A 25,381-nucleotide genomic window follows, 5' to 3' on the forward strand; every position below is an offset into this window, starting at 1 on the left:
ACCGGATGGCGTAACCGCGCGTACCGTAACCAGGTCGAGTTGTCGATGGCTGCTGCCGCCTGCCTCCGATGGGCAAAGATCACTTTCCGTGATCGCGTAGCGGTGCACTCGAGCGTATGCGAGCTACTCGTGGGCGCACGGTGACAGCCAGGCGATGTCCCGCCACCACCCGAATCATTTCTGGAGCCCCCGAGTGAGCAAGCGCACCTTCCAGCCGAACAACCGTCGTCGCGCGAAGACCCACGGCTTCCGCCTGCGCATGCGTACCCGTGCCGGCCGCGCCATCCTGGCGAACCGCCGCGCCAAGGGTCGCGCGAGCCTGTCCGCCTGATCCACCTAAACAGGTCATGACGTGCTGCCTACCGAGAATCGGCTGAGGCGGCGCGAGGACTTCGCAACCGCGGTACGTCGAGGACGCCGGGCCGGTCGCCCACTCCTCGTCGTCCACCTACGTAGCGGTGCAACGGACCCGCACGCGCCTGGGGAGAGCGCTCCCCCGACGCGTGCGGGTTTCGTCGTGAGCAAGGCCGTAGGCGGTGCGGTCGTCCGCAACCAGGTGAAGCGTCGTCTGCGCCACCTCGTCCGCGACCGGCTGTCCGCGCTGCCCCCCGGTAGCCTGGTGGTCGTACGGGCGTTGCCCGGAGCCGGTGACGCCGACCACGCCCACCTGGCCCGAGACCTGGACGCCGCGCTGGAGCGGCTGCTGGGAGGGGGCAAGCGATGAAGTACCCGCTCCTCGCCCTCATCAAGCTGTACCAGTGGACGATCAGCCCGCTTCTGGGCGACGTCTGCCGGTACTACCCGTCGTGTTCCCACTACGGATTCACGGCCATAGACCGGCATGGCGCGATCAAGGGCACTGCCCTGACCGCCTGGCGCATCCTGCGGTGCAATCCGTGGTCGCCCGGCGGAGTGGACCATGTCCCCCCGCGGAAGCGTCCGCGCTGGCACGAGATGCTCAGGAACGCGCTGCGCGGCGACAAGGGCGGGATCTCCGCCGATACGAGCCCGGCCGCAGAGACCTCGCCCAATGCTCAAGGAGCCTGATTAGTGGACACGATTGCCAGTCTGTTCGCCTTCATCACCACACCCGTCTCATGGATCATCGTCCAGTTCCACAAGGTCTTCGGGGCGATCTTCGGCCCTGACACGGGCTGGGCCTGGGGTCTGTCGATCGTGTCCCTGGTGGTGCTGATCCGCATCTGCCTGATCCCGCTCTTCGTGAAGCAGATCAAGGCCACGCGGAACATGCAGGCGCTCCAGCCGAAGATGAAGGCCATCCAGGAGCGCTACAAGAGCGACAAGCAGCGTCAGTCCGAAGAGATGATGAAGCTGTACAAGGAGACGGGCACCAACCCGCTCTCCTCGTGCCTTCCCATCCTCGCCCAGTCGCCGTTCTTCTTCGCCCTGTACCACGTGCTGTCCAACATCGCGTCGGGCAAGCCGATCGGCGCGATGAACCAGACGCTGGTCGACAGCGCCCGTGAAGCGAAGATCTTCGGTGCGCCGATCGCCGCGAAGTTCATGGACAGCCCGGAGAAGGTCGAGGCCCTCGGCGCCACGCTGCTCGACGTCCGCGTCGTCACCGCGGTGATGATCGTCCTGATGTCGGCCTCGCAGTTCTTCACTCAGCGCCAGCTGATGATGAAGAACGTCGACCTCTCGGTGAAGACCCCGTACATGCAGCAGCAGAAGATGCTCATGTACATCTTCCCGGTGATCTTCGCCGTCATGGGCATCAACTTCCCCGTCGGTGTCCTCGTCTACTGGCTGACCACCAACGTGTGGACCATGGGCCAGCAGATGTACGTGATCAACCAGAACCCGACCCCGGGCAGCAAGGCGCAGGACTCCTACCTCCAGCGCCTGCTGAAGAGCGCCACGGCCCACGGTGAGATCCGCAGCCGCCGCCACAAGGCCGTCGTCAAGGCGATCGTCGCCAAGGGCTCCGACCGCAACGAGAACGAGCGCCGCTTCATCGGTGCCCTCGCCAAGGCCGGCCTCGCCGCCCAGGCCGACGGCACCGTGGTGAAGAGCGACGCCGCCATCGCCGAGGCCGAGGGCACCGCCGCCCCCAAGCGGCAGCAGCCCAAGCGCCAGACCAAGGCCCAGCGCCAGGCCGGCGCCCAGCAGGCCAAGGGCGACGAGACCGTCGAGGAGACGGCGGAGGAGTCCGCGGGCGAGGACGCCCAGGACACCCAGCCGAAGACCTCGCTGGAGAAGAAGCCCGAGACGCCCGCCAAGGGCGGGTCGCAGGGTGGCGGCCGCAGCCGCGCCAACTCCGGCGGCTCCCGCCAGCGCAAGGGCCAGCAGCGGCCCAAGCACCCGTCCTCCAAGAAGTAGAAGCGTCCACGTAGCTAGAAGGAGTCCATCCGTGACGGAAGGCACCACCTCCGCCGCCGAGGGTGGCGACACCCTGACCCGCCTGGAGCAGGAGGGTGAGATCGCGGCCGACTACCTTGAGGGCCTGCTCGACATCGCCGACCTCGACGGCGACATCGACATGGACGTCGAGGCGGACCGGGCCGCGGTCTCGATCATCAGCGACTCCGGCAGCCGCGACCTGCAGAAGCTCGTGGGCCGCGACGGCGAGGTGCTGGAGGCGCTCCAGGAGCTGACCCGCCTCGCCGTGCACCGGGAGACCGGTGACCGCAGCCGACTGATGCTCGACATCGCCGGGTTCCGTGCGCAGAAGCGCACCGAGCTGGCCCAGCTCGGCGCCAAGGCCGCGGACGAGGTCAAGTCCACCGGCCAGCCGGTCAAGCTGGACCCGATGACCCCGTTCGAGCGCAAGGTCGTGCACGACGCGGTCGCCGCCGCCGGTCTGCGCAGCGAGTCCGAGGGCGAGGAGCCGCAGCGCTTCGTCGTCGTCCTCCCTGCCTGACCCCCCTCATCGCGTCGGCCCCGTCTGTTCGCAGGCGGGGCCGATCTTTGTCAGCCTGATAGTTCAGCCACTCAGCCACCACAGCGCGCTCGCACGGTACGCGTGCGGTACGGAAGGACGGTCCCCGTGACGGAGGCAGCGGAGCTCCCCGAGGCGCCCGAGCAGGCACGGAAGGTCTTCGGCGAGTACTTCCCCGAGGCCGTGCGGTACGCCGAGCTGCTCGCGGACGCCGGTGTGAAGCGTGGGCTCATCGGCCCCCGTGAGGTCCCGCGACTGTGGGAGCGCCACCTGCTGAACTGCGCCGTGCTCTCCGAGGTCGTCCCCGAGGGCGTGACGGTCTGCGACGTCGGCTCCGGCGCGGGCCTGCCCGGCATTCCGCTGGCCCTGGTGCGGCCCGATCTGAAGATCACGCTCCTGGAGCCGCTGCTGCGCCGGATCAACTTCCTCCAGGAGGTCGTGGAGCTGCTCGGCCTCGACCACGTGACCGTCGTACGGGGCCGCGCCGAGGAGATGCTCGGCAAGGTCCCGCCGGTCCACGTCGTGACGGCACGTGCGGTGGCGCCTCTCGACCGGCTGGCCGGCTGGGGCGTGCCCCTGCTCCGTCCCTACGGCGAGATGCTGCTGCTGAAGGGCGACACCGCGGAGGAGGAACTCGACGGGGCACGTGCCGCGCTCTCGAAGCTGGGCGTCGTGGAGACCTCGGTGCACCACGTCGGTGAGGGAATCGTCGATCCGATGTCCACCGTGGTGCGGGTCGAGGTGGGGGAGAGCCCCGGCGGAGTGCGCTTCGCGGCCAAGCGAGCCAAGGCCGCCCGGACGAGCAAGACCCGTCGACGCCGCTGAGCGTCGTATTCGTCCGTATTTACGGAGTGTCGGACGGTCCCGGCAAGGCCGCAGGGGCATCGTGTTTCACGTGAAACGTCGCTCACTGCTCCAGGGGATCATCAGCCGCGGGCGCGCGGCTGCCACCCCCCGGGACCGCAGACCCCGTGTGAAGCCACCCGCGAGGGTTACGGAGTTTTCCACAGAGGTGGATTCACCCACAGATCCACCGACCTCGCTGGTTCAGGACCCCGCAGGCATGGCAGGCTCTTCCCATCGCGAGCTTGATGCCGAGGAGAGTGAATCCTTGCGGTCCGACGCCAACATCGCGGGACCGATGACCGATCCGGTCCCCGGTCCCCGAACCGAATCGGCGGGGGAGGATGTTTCACGTGAAACACCGCCCCCGATGGACGACACCCCGATCGGCCGTGCCGCCCAGCTGGCCGTAGAGGCCCTGGGTCGTGCCGGGGAGGGCCTGCCCCGTCCCGAGCAGACCCGCATCATGGTGGTGGCCAACCAGAAGGGCGGCGTGGGGAAGACGACCACGACCGTCAACCTGGCCGCCTCCCTGGCGCTGCACGGCGCCCGTGTCCTCGTCGTCGACCTGGATCCGCAGGGCAACGCCTCCACGGCGCTGGGCATCGACCACCACGCCGACGTCCCCTCGATCTACGACGTCCTCGTCGACAGCAGGCCCCTCTCCGAGGTGGTCCAGCCGGTCCTGGACGTCGAGGGTCTCTTCTGTGCCCCGGCCACGATCGACCTCGCCGGAGCGGAGATCGAGCTGGTGTCGATGGTGGCGCGGGAGAGCCGGCTCCAGCGGGCGATCCAGGCGTACGAGCAGCCTCTGGACTACGTCCTGATCGACTGCCCGCCGTCCCTGGGCCTGCTCTCGGTGAACGCCCTGGTGGCGGGCGCCGAGGTGCTGATCCCGATCCAGTGCGAGTACTACGCGCTGGAGGGACTGGGACAGCTCCTGAAGAACGTCGACCTGGTCCGCGGACACCTCAACCCGACGCTTCACGTGTCGACGATTCTGCTGACCATGTACGACGGCCGGACCCGGCTCGCCTCGCAGGTCGCCGAGGAGGTCCGCAGCCACTTCGGGAAGGAGGTGCTCCGGACCAGCATCCCGCGGTCCGTCCGCATCTCCGAGGCGCCCAGCTACGGCCAGACCGTGATCACGTACGACCCCGGCTCCAGCGGAGCCCTGTCGTACATCGAAGCGGCGCGCGAGATCGCCTTCCGGGGCGCCGCCGTCCACTACGAGCCCCACCAGCACGGCCGCGTGGGGCACCAGAACAACCAGCACAGCATGGCGGAGGAACTTCAGTGAGCGACCGACGTAGGGGACTGGGGCCGCGGGGGCTCGGCGCGCTGTTCGCCGGTGCCCCCCAGGACCAGCAGGCGCCGGAGACCGGCGCCGTCTCCACGCTCCCCGGGAGCGGCGCGGCACGCCTGTTCCCCCAGGGAGCCCCGCAGTCCGAGACCGCGACCGCCCCGGCGGCGCCGGCGGACTCCCCGCCGGCCCTGGTCGCCGGCGCGTACTTCACCGAGATCCCGATCGGTGACATCACGCCCAACCAGCAGCAGCCGCGGAAGGTCTTCGACGAGGACGCCCTCGCCGAACTGGTCACTTCGATCCAGGAGGTCGGCCTCCTCCAGCCCGTGGTCGTCCGCGAGACCGCCGACGGGCGCTACGAGCTCATCATGGGCGAGCGGCGCTGGCGGGCTTCCGACGAAGCCGGTCTGCAGACCATCCCCGCGATCGTCCGCGCCACCGACGACGAGAAGATGCTCCTGGACGCGCTCCTGGAGAACCTTCACCGGGCCCAACTGAACCCGCTGGAGGAGGCCGCGGCCTACGAGCAGCTGCTCTCCGACTTCAGCTGCACCCACGACCAGCTCGCGGACCGGATCGGGCGCTCCCGCTCGCAGGTCTCCAACACTCTCCGCCTCCTGCGGCTCTCCCCCGCGGTCCAGCGCCGGGTGGCCGCCGGAGTGCTCTCCGCCGGCCACGCCCGCGCCCTGCTCGGTGTGGAGGACCCGGAGGCCCAGGACCAGCTGGCGCAGCGGATCGTCTCCGAGGGTCTGTCGGTCCGCACGGTCGAGGAGATCGTGCGGCTCATGGGCTTCGACGAGCCGGCCGCCGTCAAGTCGAAGAAGCCCCGGGCCGGAGCCCGGGTCTCGCCGGTCTTCTCCGACCTTGCCTCCCGCCTCTCGGACCGTTTCGAGACCCGGGTGAAGGTCGACCTGGGACAGCAGAAGGGCAAGATCGTCGTCGAGTTCGCCTCGGTGGAGGACCTCGACCGGATCCTTACGACGCTCGCGCCCGGCGAGGACAAGGTCCAGCGGATGCTGAAGGCCGAGAAGGAGTGGGAGGAGGACGGGGAGTAGTCCCCTCCTCTCACCGAAGATCTGCGGAGACGACCCGCGGACGACACAGGGCGGGGAGTGTTCCGGACATCGCCGGGACGCTCCCCGCCCTTCGTCTGTGCGCGGTGTCGCCCTCACACCCCGATGGATACGATTCCGAGAGGCGTATCCGTGCTCGGTGGCCGTCCGAGGGCCAGGGAAGCGAGGGGCAGCCGTGGGGCGTCGGCTCGTACCGCTCACGCTGGACAATCTTCCGCACCTGCCGAAGCGCTGCCGCTCCTGCGTGTTCTGGGAGCTCGATCCGGTGAGCGGGGACGCGGCCGTGAAGGCCGGCCGCGCGGAGACGGAGAAGGAGGCGTGGATCTCCGCCGTCCTGCTGGAGTGGGGCTCCTGCGGCCGGGTCGTCTACGTGGACGAGGTGCCGGTCGGCTACGTGCTCTACGCTCCCCCGGCCTATGTGCCGCGGTCGACGGCCTTCCCCACGAGCCCCGTGGCGGCGGACGCCGTGCAGCTGATGACGGCCTGGATCATGCCGGAGTACCAGGGTCAGGGGCTCGGCCGCGTGATGGTGCAGACGGTGGCCAAGGACGTGCTGCGGCGAGGCTTCAAGGCGATCGAGGCGTTCGGCGACGCGCGCTGGAAGGAACCGGCTTGTGTGCTGCCGGCCGATCACCTGCTCGCGGTCGGCTTCAAGACCGTTCGGCCGCACCACGCCTTCCCCCGTCTCCGCCTGGAACTGCGGACGACGCTCTCCTGGAAGGAGGACGTCGAGATGGCCCTGGACCGGCTCCTCGGCGCGGTGCAGAAGGAACCGGCTCTGCGTCCCCTGTGACTCCGACGGAAACGGCCCGTCCCCGCAGCGCGGGGACGGGCCGTTTCACGTGAAACAACGCGGGGTCACTTCGCCGCGACGAAGGGCTCCAGGTCGCGGAGGATGGCCGCCTTCGGCTTGGCGCCGACGATGGTCTTCACGACCTCGCCGCCCTGGTACACGTTGAGCGTCGGGATGGACATGACGCCGTACTTGGCGGCAGTGGCCGGGTTCTCGTCGATGTTGAGCTTCACGATCTCGATCTCGCCGTGCTCGGCGGCGATGGCCTCCAGCGACGGGGCGATCTGACGGCACGGGCCGCACCAGGCAGCCCAGAAGTCCACCAGGACGGGCTTGTCGTTCTTGAGGACGTCCTCTTCGAAGGAAGCGTCGGTCACGTTCTTCAGGGCGCCGGCCACGGCGGCCTCCTTAACTTCGCGGGATGTGAGGTGGGGTGAGTTCGGGTCAGACCGCGGGGGTCTCGGCCAGCTTCTCGCTGTCGGCGAGGGCGGCCAGGAAGCGCTCGGCGTCGAGCGCGGCGGAGCAGCCGGTGCCGGCGGCCGTGATGGCCTGGCGGTAGGTGTGGTCGACGACGTCGCCGGCGCCGAAGACACCGGTGAGGTTGGTGCGCGTCGACGGAGCGGCGACCTTGAGGTAGCCCTCCTCGTCGAGGTCCAGCTGGCCCTTGAAGAGCTCGGTCCGCGGGTCGTGGCCCACGGCGATGAAGAGACCGGTCACCGGAAGCGCGCTGGTCTCGCCCGTCTTGGTGTTGCGCAGGGTGAGACCGGAGAGCTTCTGCTCGCCGTGGATCTCGGTCACCTCGTTGTCCCAGGCGAACTTGATCTTCGGGTCGGCGAAGGCGCGCTCCTGCATGGCCTTGGAGGCGCGCAGGGTGTCACGGCGGTGGACGATCGTCACCGACTTGGCGAAGCGCGAGAGGAAGGTCGCCTCCTCGATCGCGGTGTCGCCGCCGCCGACGACGGCGATGTCCTGGTCCTTGAAGAAGAAGCCGTCGCACGTGGCGCACCAGGAGACACCGCGGCCGGAGAGAGTGTCCTCGTTCGGCAGACCCAGCTTGCGGTGCTGCGAGCCCGTGGTGACGATGACGGCCTTGGCGCGGTGCACGGTGCCGGCGGTGTCGGTCACGGTCTTGATGTCACCGGTGAGGTCCACGGCGACGACGTCGTCCGGCACGAGCTCGGCGCCGAAGCGCTCGGCCTGCGCCCGCATGTTGTCCATCAGGTCCGGGCCCATGATGCCGTCACGGAAACCGGGGAAGTTCTCGACCTCGGTGGTGTTCATCAGGGCGCCACCGGCGGTCACCGCACCCTCGAAGACCAGCGGGTTCAGCGACGCTCGGGCCGTGTAGAGCGCAGCGGTGTAACCCGCGGGCCCGGAGCCGATGATGATCACGTTACGGACGTCGCTCACGGGTTTCTTCCTCGTCTCTGCAGACTGCCTACTGCCTACGGGGCGGTGTCTCGGTCACTCTCACCCCACCCAACGGATCCTAAGGGGCGAGCATTCCCGAGAGCGCCGCGCGGCGCGTGCGTGAGACGGAGTATGAGACGGGCGGCGAGGCGTCCGGTGGCGGGGGAGCGCTCAGGGCTTCGGGTAGGAGGCGGTCTGGAGCAGCTGCGCCGGGGTGGAGCCGGTGCAGGTGGAAGAGACGACGTACGCCTGCACGCGGTCGCCGTCGGCCTGGTCCGGGAGGACGAGGAGGTACGCGGGTGCGCCCTCGTACTCGCCACGATCGGAGGCGAGTACCGCGTCCTGACGGCCGGTCCCCGCGACGACGCAGTCGGGAAGGGCGGCGTCACTGTTCCGCTGGGCCGTGCCGAGGCTCCCCGTCTCCGACTCCTCGGCCGAGAGCGACTCGGGCTGACCGCCCTTGGGGGTCCGGTCGGTGCCGCCGTCCGCGAGCAGACTCTGGACCCGCTCCTCCACCGGCTCTCCGGAGAAGGGGCTCAGCGGCGCGCTCGCGGCGGGGTCGGCCTTGGCCGCGTGCGGCTCCGGGGAGCCGTTCTGCGTGAGCGCGTAGAGGCTGTACGCGCAGACCGCGGCAACCAGGGTGCCGGCGAGGCCGCCGAGAGCGGCGATGCGCCCGCGGTGGCGGGTACGGCCCCGCCCGGGTCCGGTGGTCGCCCGAGGGTGCCCGTGGGGGCGAGCAGAGGCGGGGGTACGGCCGTCGCCGGGCCGGGTGGTGGCGGCCGACGGCGATGTTTCACGTGAAACATCGCTTGCCGATGAGGCACCGTTCTCCGAGACTGCCGTGGTTTCACGTGAAACAGGCCGGGCCGGGTCCGGGGCGGTGGCGTCGAGCAGCGCCTCCGCCGCGAGGGCGGCGTCGATCCGCCCGGCGATCTCGGCCGGCATGCGCGGCGGGCCGGGGAGTGTCCCCAGGAGTCCGCGGATCTCCTCCAGGGAACTCCGGACGTCGGCACAGAGGACGCAGCCGTCGAGGTGCTTGCGGATCGTCGCGGAGCGGCTCGGAGGGAGCAGCCCTTCCGTGAGGTCGGAGATCTCCGAGACGTCCGGGTGCTGTGCTGCGTCGGCCTTGTCGGTCGTGGTCACGCGCGCCCACCTCCGCCCTTCACAGCAGCTGGATCAGTCGGTCCGGTTTCCCTCGGCTCCGACACCGGTGGGACGGACGCCCCCGGCGTCCGGTTCCTTCCCCCTTCAGGACCCTCGTTACCCACGGTGTCGGCGCGCAGATGAGTGAGCATCGGCAGCAGCCGCGCCCGGCCGCGAGCGCAACGACTCTTCACGGTGCCGGTGGGCACACCGAGGATGTCGGCCGCCTCGGCGACCGGGTATCCCTGCATGTCGACGAGGACGAGCGCGGCGCGCTGGTCGGGGGCGAGGGTGGCGAGCGCGGCGAGCAGCTGTTGGTGGAGGTCCTCGCGCTCCGCGGGCGCCTCCGCGGACTCGTGCGGTTCGAGGAGCTGCTCGAAGCGCTCGGTGTCGTCCACGGGGGAGGTTCGGCGGCTGGCGCTCTTCCGGACGCGGTCCAGGCAGGCGTTCACGGTGATGCGGTGGAGCCAGGTCGTGACGGCCGACTGTCCCCGGAAGGTGTGGGCGGCCCGGAAGGCCGAGAGGAGGGCGTCCTGGACGGCGTCCGCGGCCTCCTCGCGGTCCCCCAGGGTGCGGAGCGCCACCGCCCACAGTCGGTCGCGGTGGCGCCGTACGAGCTCACCGAAGGCGTCCGGGTCCCCGGCGACATGACGGGCCAGGAGTTCCCGGTCGTCTGCGGCGTCTATTGGACGGTCCAACGGTGAGCCCCCTCCCCTGTCGTCGTCAGCCCATGACCTTGACTTCGCTCAGCTGGCCCCGGTACTGGCCCTCGACGAGGGGGAGCTCCGTCAGCCAGACCAGAACGTAGCGGGTCGTGACCGGTTTGGGCAGCTCGACCTTCACGTCGGTGCCGGACTTGGAGGCCTGGGTGGTGAAGCCCTCCGCCGTGGACGGCGCGGCGGACGCGCCGGTGGGCGCCGTGCGGATCTCCACCGAGGTGTGCCCCACGAAGGAGAGATCGACCGAGCTGACGTTCTGCTCCGACCCCAGGTCCAGGACGATTCCGACGCCGGACTTGAGATTGGCGAAGCCCGCGCCGAAGTAGTTCTTGGTGTGCCAGAACGTGCTCGGGTCGCCGTCGTAGGCGTTCCCCACGGCCTCGGGGTACTCCTCGCCGTTTCCTCCTGGGGGCGGGTCGAAGTCGTCCGCCGACGCGATGGTGAGCGGCTTCGGCGGTTCGGGCTTCTCCTCGGCCTGCGGCGCCGGTGCCGGGTTGTTGGTGGTCGGGTTGTCGCGCGGCAGGAGCCGGTCCGCGATCTGCCAGCTGCCGAGGCCCAGGGCGGCGATCAGCAGGGCGCCCACGGCCCACTTCAGCGCCTTGCCGGTGCGGCTCTCCAGCGGCGCCGGCGGGACCGGGATCGGCTGGGTGGGCATCGGGCGCGGCTGAGGGCGTCCGTACGTCCCCTGCTGGTACGTGGTGCGCTGGTACTCGGCGGGGGCCTGGAACTCCGGCTCCGGCGGCTTGACGCGCGGCATCGCCGCGACGGCCTTGGCGAGCTCGTCCGGCGTGGTGCACGGCGGCTCCTGCCGGGAGGCGGTGGCCCCGTCGTTGGCGAGGGCGCGCATGGCGATCTCGGAGAGGCCCCGGTGGACGCCGGCGCGCACCTGGTCCGGCGGGATCAGGCCGACGCCCTTGGGCAGCCCGGAGAGGCCGTAGGCGTCGTTCTCGTACGGCCAGCGCTGGGTGAGTGCCGCGTACAGGAGGGCGCCGACCGCTTCGGTGTCGGCGCGCTGCGGGCGCTCGGCGGTGATGCCGCGCAGGGCGGCGTTCACGGCGAGGCCGCGGATGCGGTACTGGCCCGTGGAACTGCGCAGGATGGCGCTCGGGGTGAGCCGCAGGTGCGCCAGGCCCTCGCGGTGCGCGGCGGCCATGGCCTGGGAGACCTGGGTGACGAGCTGGTAGGCGTCGTGGGCCTGGAGCGGGCCGTCCGCCAGGAGCGCGGTCAGCTCCGTGGTGTCGGGGAGCCACTCGTGGACGACGTACACCAGGTCGTTCTCCTCGACGGCGTCGAGGACCTGGACGAACCGGGGGTCACCGAGGAGGGCCGCCGAACGGGCGGCGGCCAGGACCGAGCGGGCACGCGGATGGTCGGCCGGCAGCAGGTGCACGCCGACGGCCCGCCGCAGCTTCTCGTCGACGGCACGCCAGCTGCTGAAGCCGTCCAGACGGGTGACGCACTCCTCCAGCCGGTAGCGCCGGGCCAGTTTGTGGCCGCTGTGCAGCTCGGGCGCTGTGATGGAGGGCTGTTCGCCGTTCTTCCGTTCGTCCGCCTTCTGCTCGGGGGCCCCGGTGGGGCCCTCCGCCGTCTTGCGCTCTTCCGCCACCCCGTCGGTCGCGGCCGTGTCCGCCTGCGCGGTCAGCGGGTCGTCACCGCTGTTGTCGGCCACGTCGACGGCAGCCGTGCTACGTTCCGCCACCGTCGTTCCTGCCTCCCCATCCGTTGCGCCACATCCAACAGCCAAGCCAATTGTGCCCACAGTCGGACGCTATGCACGACACACGGTGCCCCCCGATGGTTGTCCTGGAGGACGGGATCAGCGTCCCAGACGGCCCCGCACCATACCGACGAGGGTGTTCAGCTCGGTGATCCGCATGCGTCGAGCGGCGACGAAGAAGACCCCGAGGAGCACCGCGCCGCCGACGACGAGCGCGACCAGCGAACCGAGGGCGCCCTCGCCGAGCAGCTTCAGCAGGCCGAAGCCGACGGCGCCGGCCACCACTGCGGCGGGCAACGAGGCCATGCAGAGCCGGGCGTAGGTGCGCAGGACGTGGGAGCCGTCCAGGTCGCCGCCGAGGCGCTTGCTGAGCCGGCGCCAGGCGATGCCGACGCCGACCGCGTACGCGAGGCCGTAGGAGGCGGCCATGCCGACCACGGCCCACTGGGCGGGCAGCACGACGTAGCAGAGCGCGGAGGCCGCCGCGTTGACGGCGGCGACGATGACCGTGTTGTAGAAGGGCGTCCGGGTGTCCTCGTAGGCGTAGAAACCGCGGAGGACGACGTACTGCACGGAGTACGGGATCAGGCCGAGGCCGAACGCCATCAGGATGAAGCCCATGCCCTGGGCCGCCTCGACGCCGCTGGAGGCGTACAGCAGGGTGCACATCGGCACGCCGAGGGCCAGGAAGGCGAAGGAGACCGGGACGATGGCGACGGCGGAATTGCGCAGGCCCTGGGAGATGTCGTCGCGGACGGCGCCCGGGTCGTCGTCGCTGGCGGCGCGGGAGATCCGGGGCAGCAGGGCGGCCATGACGGAGACCGTGATGATGGCCTGCGGCATGCCCCAGATCAGCTGCGCGTTGGAGTACGCGAGGAAGCCGGCGCCGTTCCTGCCCGACTCCTCGCCGGCCGCGGTGGCGAGCTGGGTGACGACCAGGACGCCCGCCTGGTTGGCGAGGACGAAGAGGACCGTCCACTTCGCGAGCTTGACGGTCTTGCCGAGGCCGTGGCCCTTCCAGTCGAAACGGGGCCGGAAGCGGAAGCCCGCCTCGCGCAGGTACGGGATCATCGCGAGCGCCTGGACGACGAGGCCGAGCAGGGTGCCGATGCCGAGGAGGCGGATGCCCTCGTCGGGGATGGTCTGCACACCCATGTGGGACTCGGCGGAGGTGCCGTACACCCAGATGAACAGGCCGAAGGTGATGATCATGACGATGTTGTTGAGGACCGGGGTCCACATCATCGCGCCGAACTTGCCGCGGGCGTTGAGGATCTGGCCCATCACCACGTGCACGCCCATGAAGAAGATCGTGGGCAGGCAGTAGCGGGCGAAGGTCACCGCGACGCTGTTGGCGGCGGCGTCGTCGGCGATGGTGTTCGACATCAGCCGGATCAGCACCGGCGCCGCGAAGACGGCGGCGACGACGATCAGGCCGAGCGCCACCATGACGAGGGTGAGCAGGCGGTTGGCGTACGCCTCTCCGCCGTCCTCGTCGTCCTTCATCGAGCGGACGAGCTGCGGCACGAAGACCGAGTTGAGACCGCCGCCGACCGTCAGGATGTAGATCATCGTCGGCAGGGTGTACGCGATGGTGAAGGTGTCGCCGAGCAGCGCGGCACCGAGGGCGCCGGTGATGACCAGGGAGCGGACGAAGCCGGTGAGCCGGGAGACCAGCGTGCCGGCGGCCATCACGGCGCTCGACTTCAGCAGCCCGGAGGCGCGGCCGGTCTTCTTCGGCGCGGGAGCGGGCAGCGGGTCGGGCTCCGCGGCGGGGGCGGGCACCTGGCCCTGGCCCTGCTGGTCCCGGTAGAGGTGGGCGAAGGCGTCCTGTTCGGGCCGCTCCTCCTCGCTCGCCCGGGTCACCAGGTCGTCGACGCCGGTGAACTGGACCGTGCGGGCGTCGTCGCCGTACGGGAGGTGGCGGGACGGGCCGTCGGGCTCGGGCGCCGGGGTGTGGGCCCAGACCCGGGGGTCGGGGGCGTGGTGGGGCGCGGTCGGCTGCTGGTAGAGCGGCTGCGGTTCCGGGTACGTGCCCGGCGGTGGCGGCGGGTGGGCGGCGCGGTCGTAGAGCGCCTCGGTCACCGGGTCCTGCGCGGACAGGTCCTGCGCCCGGTAGGGGTCGTGGGCGTAGGCGTCCTGGACGTAGGGGTCCTGGGGGTACGGGTTCTCGGCGTAAGGGTTCTCGGAGGGCGCGGTGGCCGGGGGCTGCGCCGGGGCGGGGTACGGGTTCTGCCCGTAGGGGGCCTGTGCGTAGGGAGTCTGCCCCTGAGGGTTCTGTCCGTAGGGAGCCTGCCCGTACGGGGTCTGCTCGTGCGGGCTCTGCCCCTGAGCGGCCCTGCCCTGAGGGTGCTGGGGAGCCTGCCCGTACGGGTCCTGCTGCGGGTACCCGGGGTGCTGCTCCTGCCCGTGCGGCGGGGGCGGCGGTACGGGCTGCCCGTCGCGCGCGGGGGGTGCCGGGGGCGTACCGCCGGACGGCGCGGCGCCGCCCGCACCCTGGCCGCGGTCAGCGTCGTACGGCGCGTTCATGGATACCCCACCTCATCGTCCCCGGCCGACCGGCCACGACATCGCTCAACGGTCCACTTTCTCACTCGGGCCCGACGGGTCGCCGCTTTCGGGGCCGGTGTCCGTGTCCGGGTCACTCGGGTGCTCGGTTCCGCCCGCCGTGTCGGCGCCGGACCGGTCGTTCGCGGGACCGGGCGCGGCGAGCGCCTCCCCGGCCGGGGACTCCTGCCGCGCATCCGCCTCGGACGCCGGCACCGGGACCTTGACCGGCTCCGTCCCGCCCCCGGCTTCGGGGTCGGCTTCCAGGCCGGCTTCGGGGTCGGCCTCCGCCTCGGTCTCCGCGGCGCGGGCGGCCAGGCGCTTGCGCTGGCTGTACATGCGGACGCCGGCGAGGACGAGGAGCAGCACACCGCCGGCGATGACCAGCATCACCGTCGGGGTCATCTCGGAGACCTTCACGGAGAAGGTCATCGGCGAACCGTAGGGGGTGCCGTCCACGGTGTAGAGCTGGGCGGTCATCGAGACCTGGCCGTTGGCGTTGGCCGAGGCGGGGAACTTCACCGACTGGCTGTGCCCGGCGCGGACCGTGATGGGCAGCTCGGCCGAGGTCTCGCCGTCGACCTTCAGACGGGTGCCGTTGCTGGACGTCAGGCGCAGGACCAGCCCCTCCACGTCCTGGAGCAGCTTGTTCTGCACCGTGACGGGGATGGTGGCGCTGCGGCCGGAGAGGGTGAGGTCGGACTTGTCGACGAGCAGGACGCCCTTGGTGAGCCGCTGGAGGACGTCCTCGACCTCGACCCGGTAGATCGCCGCCTCGCGCGCGCGCCCGCGCCAGGAGGCGGACATCTCGCGGTTGATGGCGTTGCCGACCGGCGGGACGACCCTCGTCGCGTCGGTGAGGATGACCTTGAAGTCGTCCAGTTCGTCGCGGGTGGTCTTCATGTCCCGGAACGCCTGCACCGGCAGCTCGCTGTCGCGGAGCTTCTTCGGGTACTGCGAGGCGCGCGGCACCGTCGTGGAGGCGTCCGGGTCGGGCTTGGCGGCGGCCGCGGCGACCAGGTCGAGCGGCTGGGTCCAGCGCTTGGCGCCGAGACCGCGTACGGCGGAGGCCATCGCCTGGGCCTGGGCCACGCTCGGCCGGCGCTGCGGGGCGACGACGACGCTGCGCTGGTCCTGCGGCTGCTCCAGGGTGATGGCGAGGGTCTGGGCCAGGAACTCCTGGACGGCCAGCGTCGAGGTCTCGGCCCGGACCATGTCGCCCTGGAAGGCCGTCGACAGCTCCGCGTCGCTCACCACCGCCGTGGTCCCGCCGCCGAGGGGGCGGGCCGCGGTCGGCGTGTACGGGAGGCCGTCGTCCTGGATGCTGTCGCTGCGGGCGATCACCTTGCGGGCGCCGGCCGAGGTCGCGACCGCCATGATCGACGGGTCGACGGCGCCTTCGACGGGCCAGGCGAAGTCGGTGGCGGGCTGGACGTGGAGGATCGTCTCCACGGTCGGTCCGGCCAGCTGCGTCGCCGACTGGAGGTGCTGCAACGAGCCGGGGACGGTCTTGCCGCGGTGGGCGAGGGAGGCGAGGTCGGGATCGGCGAAGGGCAGCGCGACGACCTTGCGGCCCTGCACCGCCTTCTCCAGCATGCCGAGCCAGCGCTCCGCCAGCTTTCTGTTCGCCTCTGTGCCGGCCGTGTGCCCGGTGCCGTCCTTGACGCGGTAGCCGTTGGCCATGGCGTCGACGGAGGCCAGCAGGTCCGGGTCGATCACCCAGGTGACCGGGAGGCCCTGGCCCAGCGTGACCAGCTCGTCCAGCCGGCCGCCGGGGCGGAGCTCCTCGGCCAGGTCGTCGTCCTGGAAGACGGGGGTCTGCTGGTCGTCCGAGGCGGTGTCGGCCGAGATGTGGGCCGAGGACATCAGCGGCCAGAGGTACGTGACCTGGGTGCGCTTGTCGGTCGGCTCGGGCTGGTACGGCAGGAAGGTCCGTTCGATGCCGAGGACGCGGTCGTACTGCTGGTCCGAGGTCTGCCCGGTGAGGGAGACGCCCAGCTGGTAGACACCGCCCTCGTCGTCGAGGTCGAGCTTCGAGACCGGCACGGAGATCCGGAAGTCGCGGCTGACCCCGACGTCCAGCCGGGGGATGTCGATCTCGGGGACGGCGTCCAGCGGCCGCGGGTCGCTGTCGGAGCGGAAACCCTTCCGCCGGGCGACCTGGTCGATCTCGCTGCGGCTCTCCATCCTCGGGCCGACCCGAAGGTTGACCGTGGCGTCCGTGATGGCCCGCTTGCCTCGGTTGGTCAGCGTCCCGGTGACGGTGACGGTGTCCCCCTCGACCGGGGCGCTCGGCGCGAGCGTGTCGATGGACACATCGACGGTGCGGGAGACCGGGCCTTCCTCGGCTGCCTGAGCCGACGCCGAGGGGTTCTGGAGGAGGCCGGCGAGGAGCGGTGCTCCGACGGCGACGGTGAGGGTGCGCCGCAGCCATCGGCGGGCAGGGGAGCGACCGGTTCCCTGGAAAGCTGCCGCCTCAGCCACGCGTTCGCCCGTCCTCGTCGTTGTCGGTGGTGCCGGTGATGCCAGTGGTGCCCGGTTGCCGTGTCCAGGCATGGTAACGAGGCACGGCGGGGCCGAGTGCCGGGGACTCCTCCAGCCGATGACCCCCGAGAGGACTGTTTTCACAGGAACCCCACAGGCGCCCCGGGCCCGGACCGGACGGGGCCGCCGGGAAAACGGGGGCGTCGGGACGGAGCGGTGCCCGTACCCTTTTCTGTTGTGCCGAACGCCAACGAAGACACCTCGACCGAACTGAGCCAGGTGCAGCGCCGCGCCGTCAGCGAACTGCTGCGCGTGTCCCCTGTAGCCGACGACCTCGCCCGCCGCTTCCAGGAGGCCGGATTCCGCCTCGCCCTGGTCGGAGGCTCGGTACGGGACGCCCTCCTCGGCAGGCTCGGCAACGATCTGGACTTCACCACGGACGCCCGCCCCGAAGACGTCCTGAAGATCGTCCGCCCCTGGGCCGACGCCGTCTGGGAGGTGGGGATCGCCTTCGGGACGGTCGGCTCGCAGAAGGACGGCTACCAGATCGAGGTCACGACGTACCGCTCCGAGGCGTACGACCGCACCTCCCGCAAGCCCGAGGTCTCCTACGGCGACTCCATCGACCAGGACCTCGTCCGGCGTGACTTCACCGTCAACGCGATGGCCGTGGCGCTCCCCGAGAAGGAGTTCATCGACCCGTACGGCGGCCTGGAGGACCTCGCGGCCCGTGTGCTGCGGACCCCGGGCACCCCGGAGGAGTCCTTCTCCGACGACCCCCTGCGCATGATGAGGGCGGCCCGCTTCGCCGCCCAGCTCGACTTCGAGGTCGCTCCCGAGGTCGTCACGGCGATGACGGAGATGGCGGACCGGATCGAGATCGTCTCGGCCGAGCGCGTGCGGGACGAGCTGAACAAGCTGCTGCTCGCCGCGCACCCGCGCAAGGGCCTCGGCCTGCTCGTCGACACCGGTCTCGCCGCGCACGTCCTCCCCGAGCTGCCCGCGCTGCGGCTGGAGAGCGACGAGCACCACCGGCACAAGGACGTGTACGAGCACTCCCTGACCGTCCTCGACCAGGCGATCGACCTGGAGGAGGACGGCCCGGACCTGGTGCTGCGCCTCGCCGCGCTCCTCCACGACATCGGCAAGCCGCGCACCCGCCGCTTCGAGAAGGACGGCCGGGTCTCCTTCCACCACCACGAGGTGGTGGGCGCCAAGATGACCAAGAAGCGCATGACCGCGCTGAAGTACTCCAATGAGCTGGTCAAGGACGTCTCGCGGCTCGTGGAGCTGCATCTGCGCTTCCACGGGTACGGGACGGGCGAGTGGACCGACTCGGCCGTACGCCGCTACGTCCGCGACGGCGGCCCGCTCCTCTCCCGCCTGCACAAGCTGACCCGCTCGGACTGCACCACGCGCAACAAGCGCAAGGCGACCGCGCTCTCCCGCGCCTACGACGGCCTGGAGGACCGCATCGCCCAGCTCCAGGAGCAGGAGGAGCTGGACTCGATCCGTCCGGACCTCGACGGCAACCAGATCCAGCAGATCCTGGAGATCAAGCCGGGGCCGGCCGTCGGGCAGGCGTACAAGTTCCTGCTGGAGCTGCGGCTGGAGAACGGGCCGATGGAGTACGAGCAGGCCGTGGCCGCGCTCAAGGAATGGTGGGCCGCGCGCGACTGACGCGCCATGTTTCACGTGAAACACCGGACGGGGGGCGCCACCGCGGCCCCGCCGGTGCTTCACAGCCGGTGTTTCACGTGAAACATCACCCCCGGGCGCGTTCTCCGCGCAGCAGCAGCGCGATGGCCGCGTACCCGGCCGCCACCAGAGCGATCAGCAGCGGAGACCGGCCGTCGGGCGGCAGCATCAGGGCGGCGACCCCGGCCGCCGCCACGAAGGCGACGTTGAAGAGCACGTCGTACAGGGAGAAGACCCGCCCTCGGAAGGCGTCGTCCACGTTCGTCTGCACCACGGTGTCGGTCGCGATCTTCGCCCCCTGGGTGATGAGCCCCAGGACGAACGCGGCGACGAGGAAGGGCGTGGGCGCGAAGGGCAGCGCCAGCACCGGTACGAGGACGGCTGCCGCGCCCGCGCACAGGGTCATCCAGCCGAAGGGCCCGAACCGCCCCACCGCCCAGGGCGAGAGCACCGCGGCGGCGAAGAAGCCGGCGCCGGAGGCGGCGACGGCGATTCCCAGCAGCCCCAGCCCCTCGGACTCGGTGGTGCTCCAGGCGTACCGGCAGAGCATGAGCACGGTCACGAGCAGGGCGCCGTAGCAGAAGCGCATCAGCCCCACGGCGGTGAGCGCCCGGGCGGCCGGGCGCCGTTCCGAGAGATGGCGCAGCCCGGCGGCGAGGCCCCTGGCGGTGGTGACGACGGCCGTGGAGATCCGGGGGGAGACCTGGTCCGGGTCGGGTCCGAGCAGCGCCCGGGGGATCCGCAGCGAGGCGAGCGCGGCGCAGAGGTAGAGGACGGCGCCGAAGGCGACCACGGCCGCGTCGGAGTCGTCGGCCAGCAGCCGGACGCCGAAGGCGAGGCCGCCGCCGACGGTGGCGGCGAGGGTGCCGGCGGTGGGCGAGAGCGAGTTGGCCACGACGAGCCGTTCTTCGTCGACGACCCGGGGCAGCGCGGCGGAGAGCCCCGCGAGGACGAAGCGGTTGACGGCGGTGACGGAGAGGGCGGAGGCGTAGAAGAGCCAGTCCGGGACGGAGGCGAGGATCAGCACGGCGGTCCCGCCGGCGAGCAGGGCGCGGAGGAGGTTCCCGTACAGGAAGACCTGGCGGCGCGGCCAGCGGTCGAGGAGGACTCCCGCGAAGGGGCCGACGAGGGAGTACGGGAGCAGGAGCACGGCCATGGCGGAGGCGATGGCGGTCGCGGATGCCTGTTTCTCGGGGGAGAAGACGACGTACGTGGCCAGGGCCACCTGGTAGACGCCGTCGGCGCACTGCGAGAGCAGCCGGACGGCGAGCAGGCGACGGAAGTCGCGCAGGCGCAGCAGTACGCGCAGATCACGTACGACGGACATGGCAGCAAGACTCACATACGGCGAGGGTCCCCGGGCAGTGCCGCGGGGACCCTCGTCAGGTGAAACGCATCGGACCTCGGAGGGTCAGCGCTCGACCTCGCCCTTGATGAACTTCTCGACGTTGGCCAGGGCCTCGTCGTCGAAGTACTGCACCGGCGGGGACTTCATGAAGTACGAGGACGCGGAGAGGATCGGGCCGCCGATGCCGCGGTCCTTGGCGATCTTCGCGGCGCGCAGGGCGTCGATGATGACGCCGGCCGAGTTCGGGGAGTCCCAGACCTCGAGCTTGTACTCCAGGTTCAGCGGGACGTCGCCGAAGGCGCGGCCCTCGAGGCGGACGTACGCCCACTTGCGGTCGTCCAGCCAGGCCACGTAGTCCGACGGGCCGATGTGGACGTTCTTCTCGCCCAGCTCGCGGTCCGGGATCTGCGAGGTGACGGCCTGCGTCTTGGAGATCTTCTTGGACTCCAGGCGGTCCCGCTCCAGCATGTTCTTGAAGTCCATGTTGCCGCCGACGTTGAGCTGCATCGTGCGCTCAAGGCGGACACCGCGGTCCTCGAACAGCTTGGCCATCACGCGGTGCGTGATGGTCGCGCCGACCTGCGACTTGATGTCGTCGCCGACGATCGGGACACCGGCCTCGGTGAACTTGTCCGCCCACTCCTTGGTGCCGGCGATGAAGACCGGGAGGGCGTTGACGAAGGCGACCTTGGCGTCGATGGCGCACTGGGCGTAGAACTTCGCCGCGTCCTCGGAACCGACGGGCAGGTAGCAGACGAGGACGTCGACCTGGCGGTCCTTGAGGATCTGGACGACGTCGACCGGCTCCTCGGCGGACTCCTCGATGGTCTGGCGGTAGTACTTGCCGAGACCGTCGAACGTGTGGCCGCGCTGGACCGTGACGCCCTTGCTCGGGACGTCGCAGATCTTGATGGTGTTGTTCTCGCTGGCGCCGATGGCGTCCGAGAGGTCGAGGCCGACCTTCTTCGCGTCGACGTCGAAGGCGGCGACGAAGTCGACGTCACCGACGTGGTACTCGCCGAACTGGACGTGCATCAGGCCGGGCACCTTGGTCGCCGGGTCGGCGTCCTTGTAGTACTCGACGCCCTGCACCAGCGACGCGGCGCAGTTGCCCACGCCGACGATGGCTACGCGAACCGAACCCATTCCGGTTGCTCCCTGTGTGATCGTGGAAGCCCTGCTGTCGCAGGGTTTCACTTGGTGGTGTCATCGGACGGATCCGGCCGGGTACTGCCCCCGTGCCGGGGCAGGCCGCCCGTCTCTCCAGAATCGTTGTCGTGCGGAACGTCGGGGCCGGGGCGCTGGTCGCGCCCCGCCCGTTCGCTCTCGATGAGCTCGTTCAGCCAGCGCACTTCGCGCTCCACGGACTCCATTCCGTGGCGCTGGAGCTCAAGCGTGTAGTCGTCGAGGCGCTCGCGCGTCCGGGCCAGCGAGGCGCGCATCTTCTCCAGGCGCTCCTCCAGCCGGCTGCGGCGGCCTTCGAGGACCCGCATCCGCACCTCGCGCTCGGTCTGGCCGAAGAACGCGAAGCGGGCGGCGAAGTGCTCGTCCTCCCAGGCGTCGGGGCCGGTGTGGGAGAGGAGCTCCTCGAAGTGCTCCTTACCTTCCGGCGTCAACCGGTAGACGATCTTGGCCCGGCGTCCTGCGAGTGACGAGGCGAGGGCCTCCTCGGGGGCGCTGCCCGGTTCCTCGATCAACCAGCCGTTGGCGACCAGCGTCTTGAGGCAGGGGTACAGCGTCCCGTAGCTGAACGCCCGGAAGATGCCGAGCGAGGTGTTGAGGCGCTTGCGCAGCTCGTAGCCGTGCATGGGGGCCTCGCGCAGCAGGCCGAGAACGGCGAACTCGAGGATGCCGGAGCGTCTGCTCATCCGTCGCCTCCTCCGTCCTGCGGTCCGCCCTGGGAAGTCTTTATGCCGTGCTGATGTATCGACTCGATACATCATGACGATAGAACGGCCCGAGAGGTCCGACAAGTAGGAGTGCCGTGACCGGCGTCACATCGTCAATTCACCGTGTGCGACTTGCCTGATTTGGGGTGAACTCCGGCGCAAGAGGGGTTTTGGCCGTGCGTAGTCTGTGCGGCATGCACACCACCGGGAACCAGGAGCCGCGCTGGGGCGTCAGTGCAGCGGGTGACCGGCTGCGATACGAAAGGGGCCTTCCATGGGCTCCGGTCGTGCGCATTTCGGGGGGACCGGAACTCAACTGCCGCTTCCAGGCGTACACGCCTGCCCGAGGAGTAGTCGTTCGATGAGCGAGCACCGTCGCAGAATGCCGTCGCAGGAGCCGCCGACGGGCGGCCGCGCGGCGGCACGACGCGCCGCCCAGCAGCCGGCCGGCCGCAGGTCGGCCCCGGCCCATGACACCGGTACGGGGACGCCCCCGTACGGATCGCCGGCCCCCTACGGGGCTTCCGGCGCGTACGGGGGGGCCGAGTCGTCCTCCCACGGGGAGGAGGCGCGTCCGTACGGCGGCCGCGCGGAGGCCCGGCGCGCCGCCCAGCGGGGCGGTCGCCGACGCGCGCCCGCGGCCGGTCCGGGTGGACCGAACGGGCCCGGTGGCGGCGGTGGCCGTCGCGGTGGAGGCGGCGGCGGTGGCGGCCGTGGTGGCGGCCCGGGCGGTCGTCCGCCGGGCAAGAAGCGGATGATCGACTACCCGCGCCACGACAAGGACGGCTGGCGTCGCTGGATGCCGTCCTGGAAGCTCGTGACGGGTACGTTCCTGTTCTTCTGCGCGCTCCTCATGGGCGGCGCGGTCATCGCGTACTCGCAGGTCGTCATCCCCAAGGTGGACGCCACCGCGACCTCGCAGAACAACATCTACTACTGGGCCGACGGCACCCGCATGGTCGCCACCGGCGCGGGCCAGAACCGCCAGATCGTCGGAATCGACCAGATCCCGAAGGTCATGCAGGAGGCCGTGATCTCGGCCGAGAACAAGACCTTCCGGGACGACTGGGGCGTCGACCCGATGGGCATCGGCCGCGCCGTGTGGAACATGGCGAAGGGCGGCGAGACCCAGGGTGGCTCGACCATCACCCAGCAGTACGTGAAGAACGGCCTGCTCGCCGACCAGTCGCAGACCCTCTCCCGGAAGGTGAAGGAACTCTTCATCTCCATCAAGGTCGGCAACGAACTCGAGAAGCCCGACATCCTGGCCGGCTACCTCAACACCGCCTACTACGGCCGCGGCGCCTACGGCATCCAGGCCGCCTCCCGCGCGTACTTCAACAAGGACGCCAAGCACCTCAACGCCTCCGAGTCGGCGGTGCTCGCCTCCGTGCTCAAGGGCGCCACGTACTTCGACCCGGCCGGCTACCCCGAGGTCGACCCCGAAGCCAGCCCGGCGAACAACCTGGCCCGCCTCACCGAGCGCTGGACCTGGATCCTCGACGAGATGGTCAAGGACCAGAAGATCGGGGCGGACGAGCGGGCGAAGTACACGACACTGCCGAAGATCCAGAAGCCGAAGCAGGACGCGCAGCTGAGCGGCCAGATCGGCTACCTGGTCGCCACCGCGAAGGCCAACTTCCGCAGCAAGTACGACATCAGCGCCGAGGCTCTGGATCTGGGCGGATACGAGATCCACACCACCTTCGACAAGAAGAAGGTGAAGGCGATGGAGGACTCGGTCAAGAAGATCTACGACGAGTACATCGACGAGAAGAAGCGTCCGGACGACGACACCCACGTCGAGTTCGGCGGAGCGTCCGTGGACGTCAAGAGCGGCAAGATCGTGGCGCTCTACGGTGGCCAGGACGCGACCAAGCACTACACCAACAACGCCGACACCACCGGTGCCCAGGTCGGTTCGACGTTCAAGCCCTTCGTGCTCGCCGCCGCGATGAAGGACGGCGTGCGCGACCCGGAGGGCGACCCGGTGCAGGGCCCCTCCACGCGGACCCTGGTCGACCCCGACAAGAGCCGCTACAACGGCAAGGACGACCTCAAGGTCCGCGACTACCGCGGCGAGATCTGGCACAACGAGGAAGGAGCGGAGTGGAAGCAGAACAACGAGGGTGACACGAGCTACGGCAACATCACCCTTCGCAAGGCCATGGTCGTCTCCGCCAACTCCCCCTTCGTGCAGCTCGGCATGGACGTCGGCATCGACAAGGTGCGTGACATGGCCATCGCCGCCGGTCTGCGTCCCGACTCCCTGGTGAAGGGCGAGGTTCCGTCCTTCTCGCTCGGTATCTCCAGCCCCAGCGCGATCCGCATGGCCGGCTCCTACGCCACCTTCGCCAACCAGGGCGAGCGCAACGAGCCGTACTCCGTGACCAAGGTGCTCAAGCAGGGCCAGGTCATCTACCAGCACGATGCGGCGCCGATGCAGGCGTTCTCCACTGCCATCGCCTCCAACATCACCGACGTGCTCCGCAGCGTCGTCGAGGACAAGGGCGGCACGGGCAAGAACGCCGCTATTCCGGGTCGCCAGGTGGCCGGCAAGACCGGTACCACCGACAAGAACAAGTCGGCCTGGTTCGTCGGCTACACCCCGCAGCTCTCGACGGCGATCGACATGTACCGCTTCGACGACGACGAGACGAAGAAGGGCCGAGAGTTCCTGGAGATGTACGGCACGGGTGGCCAGGACTCGATCCACGGTTCGTCCTTCCCGTCGCAGATCTGGAACGACTACATGACGGACGCCGTGGCGGACCTGCCCGTCGAGGAGTTCCCGGAGCCGGAGAAGCTGCCGGACGCCCAGGCGGTCTACGGCGGTGGCGCCACGCCCAAGCCGACGCCCACCCCGACGCCGACCGAGACGGCGACGCCGACCGAGACGGCCACCACCGCTCCGACGACGACTCCCCCGCCGACGCCCACCGACACGGGCCGTCCGACCACCACCAAGCCGACGCCCGGCAAGACCACCTGCGGTATCTGGGACGGCTGGGACTGCAACGACAACGGCGGCGGCAACAACAACGGCGGCACCGGCGGCACGACCGCTCCGACGCCCACGGACACGGGGACGTCGACGCCGACGGAGTCGACCACCGCACCGGGAGGCTCCGACAGCGGGGGCAACGGGAGCGGCGGCAACAACGGCGGCGGCAACAACGGTGGCGCCGGCGGCGACAGCGGCGGTGACACCGGCGGAGAGCCCTCCGAAGGAGCCACCGGAGGCGGCAGCATCTTCGACTGAGGTCGCCGGGGCTCCGACCCGAAGGACGGGACCCCGGCGCGGCGAGGGCCGCCGCGACCACTCCGGACAGCACGTACGGAGTGGTCGCGGCGGCCCTCCGCGTTTCACGTGAAACATGCGGCCCGGCCACAGCGGCACCCGTGTTTCACGTGAAACACGGGTGCCGCTGCCGGTTCCCGCCCCGGGCACACGATTCCCGACCCGGTCGCAGGGCCGGATTCCCAGGGGCGTACGGCAGGATGTCACC

At 70.4% G+C, this 25,381-nt stretch carries 21 protein-coding genes; 11 read left to right on the top strand and 10 right to left on the bottom strand.

From position 1 onward, the window contains the following. The first annotated feature begins 193 nt into the window (after positions 1–193). From rpmH to ACFYT9_RS04465, 9 genes are all read left to right on the top strand, one after another. A complete protein-coding gene (rpmH, locus tag ACFYT9_RS04425) occupies positions 194–331 on the top strand; it encodes a 50S ribosomal protein L34 (protein ID WP_015659252.1) in 138 nt (45 codons plus the stop codon). Positions 332–352: 21 nt separating this feature from the next. Further along, positions 353–724 (top strand): ribonuclease P protein component, encoded by a 372-nt coding sequence (gene rnpA / locus ACFYT9_RS04430; protein WP_376597701.1) that lies wholly within the window; start codon positions 353–355, stop codon positions 722–724. Further along, the gene (yidD, locus tag ACFYT9_RS04435) at positions 721–1,047 is read left to right on the top strand and encodes a membrane protein insertion efficiency factor YidD (RefSeq protein ID WP_389160883.1); all 327 of its coding nucleotides are present in this window, start codon (positions 721–723) and stop codon (positions 1,045–1,047) included. Before rnpA ends, yidD begins: the two co-directional genes overlap by 4 nt. Before the next feature lie 3 nt (positions 1,048–1,050). After that, on the top strand, positions 1,051–2,343 hold the full coding sequence (gene yidC / locus ACFYT9_RS04440; protein ID WP_376597700.1) for a membrane protein insertase YidC: 1,293 nt from the start codon (positions 1,051–1,053) through the stop codon (positions 2,341–2,343). A 31-nt stretch (positions 2,344–2,374) separates the two neighbouring features. Next, entirely contained in the window at positions 2,375–2,884 is a 510-nt protein-coding gene (locus ACFYT9_RS04445; protein ID WP_282695015.1) for a R3H domain-containing nucleic acid-binding protein, read from the top strand. 126 nt (positions 2,885–3,010) lie between these two features. Next, the gene (gene rsmG / locus ACFYT9_RS04450) at positions 3,011–3,727 is read left to right on the top strand and encodes a 16S rRNA (guanine(527)-N(7))-methyltransferase RsmG (RefSeq protein ID WP_387277595.1); all 717 of its coding nucleotides are present in this window, start codon (positions 3,011–3,013) and stop codon (positions 3,725–3,727) included. A gap of 238 nt (positions 3,728–3,965) precedes the next feature. Beyond that, complete coding sequence (locus ACFYT9_RS04455) at positions 3,966–5,045, top strand: ParA family protein (RefSeq protein WP_387277593.1); 1,080 nt, start codon at positions 3,966–3,968, stop codon at positions 5,043–5,045. Next, a complete protein-coding gene (locus ACFYT9_RS04460; protein WP_389160885.1) occupies positions 5,042–6,106 on the top strand; it encodes a ParB/RepB/Spo0J family partition protein in 1,065 nt (354 codons plus the stop codon). Before ACFYT9_RS04455 ends, ACFYT9_RS04460 begins: the two co-directional genes overlap by 4 nt. A 193-nt stretch (positions 6,107–6,299) precedes the next feature. Further along, complete coding sequence (locus ACFYT9_RS04465; protein WP_376597693.1) at positions 6,300–6,917, top strand: GNAT family N-acetyltransferase; 618 nt, start codon at positions 6,300–6,302, stop codon at positions 6,915–6,917. 65 nt (positions 6,918–6,982) lie between these two features. On the opposite strand, the gene trxA is transcribed toward ACFYT9_RS04465, so the two are convergent. The 7 genes from trxA to ACFYT9_RS04500 form a co-directional block, all read right to left on the bottom strand. Beyond that, positions 6,983–7,315 (bottom strand): thioredoxin, encoded by a 333-nt coding sequence (trxA, locus tag ACFYT9_RS04470; RefSeq protein WP_387270155.1) that lies wholly within the window; start codon positions 7,313–7,315, stop codon positions 6,983–6,985. Positions 7,316–7,361: 46 nt separating this feature from the next. Next, the gene (gene trxB, locus ACFYT9_RS04475) at positions 7,362–8,327 is read right to left on the bottom strand and encodes a thioredoxin-disulfide reductase (protein WP_387270156.1); all 966 of its coding nucleotides are present in this window, start codon (positions 8,325–8,327) and stop codon (positions 7,362–7,364) included. A gap of 171 nt (positions 8,328–8,498) precedes the next feature. After that, complete coding sequence (locus ACFYT9_RS04480) at positions 8,499–9,470, bottom strand: hypothetical protein (protein WP_389160888.1); 972 nt, start codon at positions 9,468–9,470, stop codon at positions 8,499–8,501. Further along, on the bottom strand, positions 9,467–10,168 hold the full coding sequence (sigM, locus tag ACFYT9_RS04485; protein WP_389160889.1) for an RNA polymerase sigma factor SigM: 702 nt from the start codon (positions 10,166–10,168) through the stop codon (positions 9,467–9,469). Before sigM ends, ACFYT9_RS04480 begins: the two co-directional genes overlap by 4 nt. 25 nt (positions 10,169–10,193) lie before the next feature. Further along, positions 10,194–11,888, bottom strand: coding sequence for a discoidin domain-containing protein (locus ACFYT9_RS04490; protein WP_389160891.1), 1,695 nt, complete (start codon positions 11,886–11,888; stop codon positions 10,194–10,196). 117 nt (positions 11,889–12,005) lie between these two features. Then, positions 12,006–14,435: a murein biosynthesis integral membrane protein MurJ gene (gene murJ / locus ACFYT9_RS04495; RefSeq protein ID WP_389160893.1), complete on the bottom strand. Its 2,430-nt coding sequence runs from the start codon at positions 14,433–14,435 to the stop codon at positions 12,006–12,008. Between the two features lie 45 nt (positions 14,436–14,480). After that, positions 14,481–16,937, bottom strand: a complete 2,457-nt coding sequence (locus ACFYT9_RS04500) for a DUF6049 family protein (protein ID WP_389160895.1) — start codon at positions 16,935–16,937, stop codon at positions 14,481–14,483. 237 nt (positions 16,938–17,174) lie between these two features. On the opposite strand from ACFYT9_RS04500, the gene ACFYT9_RS04505 reads away from it, so the two are divergent. Further along, a complete protein-coding gene (locus ACFYT9_RS04505; RefSeq protein WP_376598439.1) occupies positions 17,175–18,617 on the top strand; it encodes a CCA tRNA nucleotidyltransferase in 1,443 nt (480 codons plus the stop codon). Between the two features lie 85 nt (positions 18,618–18,702). On the opposite strand, the gene ACFYT9_RS04510 is transcribed toward ACFYT9_RS04505, so the two are convergent. From ACFYT9_RS04510 to ACFYT9_RS04520, 3 genes are all read right to left on the bottom strand, one after another. Further along, on the bottom strand, positions 18,703–19,962 hold the full coding sequence (locus ACFYT9_RS04510) for an MFS transporter (protein ID WP_389160897.1): 1,260 nt from the start codon (positions 19,960–19,962) through the stop codon (positions 18,703–18,705). Between the two features lie 84 nt (positions 19,963–20,046). Continuing rightward, positions 20,047–21,129: an inositol-3-phosphate synthase gene (locus ACFYT9_RS04515; RefSeq protein ID WP_376598443.1), complete on the bottom strand. Its 1,083-nt coding sequence runs from the start codon at positions 21,127–21,129 to the stop codon at positions 20,047–20,049. A 47-nt stretch (positions 21,130–21,176) separates the two neighbouring features. Beyond that, positions 21,177–21,851 (bottom strand): helix-turn-helix transcriptional regulator, encoded by a 675-nt coding sequence (locus ACFYT9_RS04520; RefSeq protein ID WP_376598444.1) that lies wholly within the window; start codon positions 21,849–21,851, stop codon positions 21,177–21,179. 382 nt (positions 21,852–22,233) lie between these two features. Here ACFYT9_RS04520 and ACFYT9_RS04525 point away from each other — a divergent pair, with 382 nt between their 5' ends. Next, a complete protein-coding gene (locus tag ACFYT9_RS04525) occupies positions 22,234–25,134 on the top strand; it encodes a transglycosylase domain-containing protein (protein WP_389160900.1) in 2,901 nt (966 codons plus the stop codon). The last annotated feature ends 247 nt before the right edge of the window (positions 25,135–25,381 follow it).

The organism is Streptomyces sp. NPDC004435 (assembly GCF_042873895.1).
Taxonomy (GTDB): Bacteria; Actinomycetota; Actinomycetes; order Streptomycetales; family Streptomycetaceae; genus Streptomyces.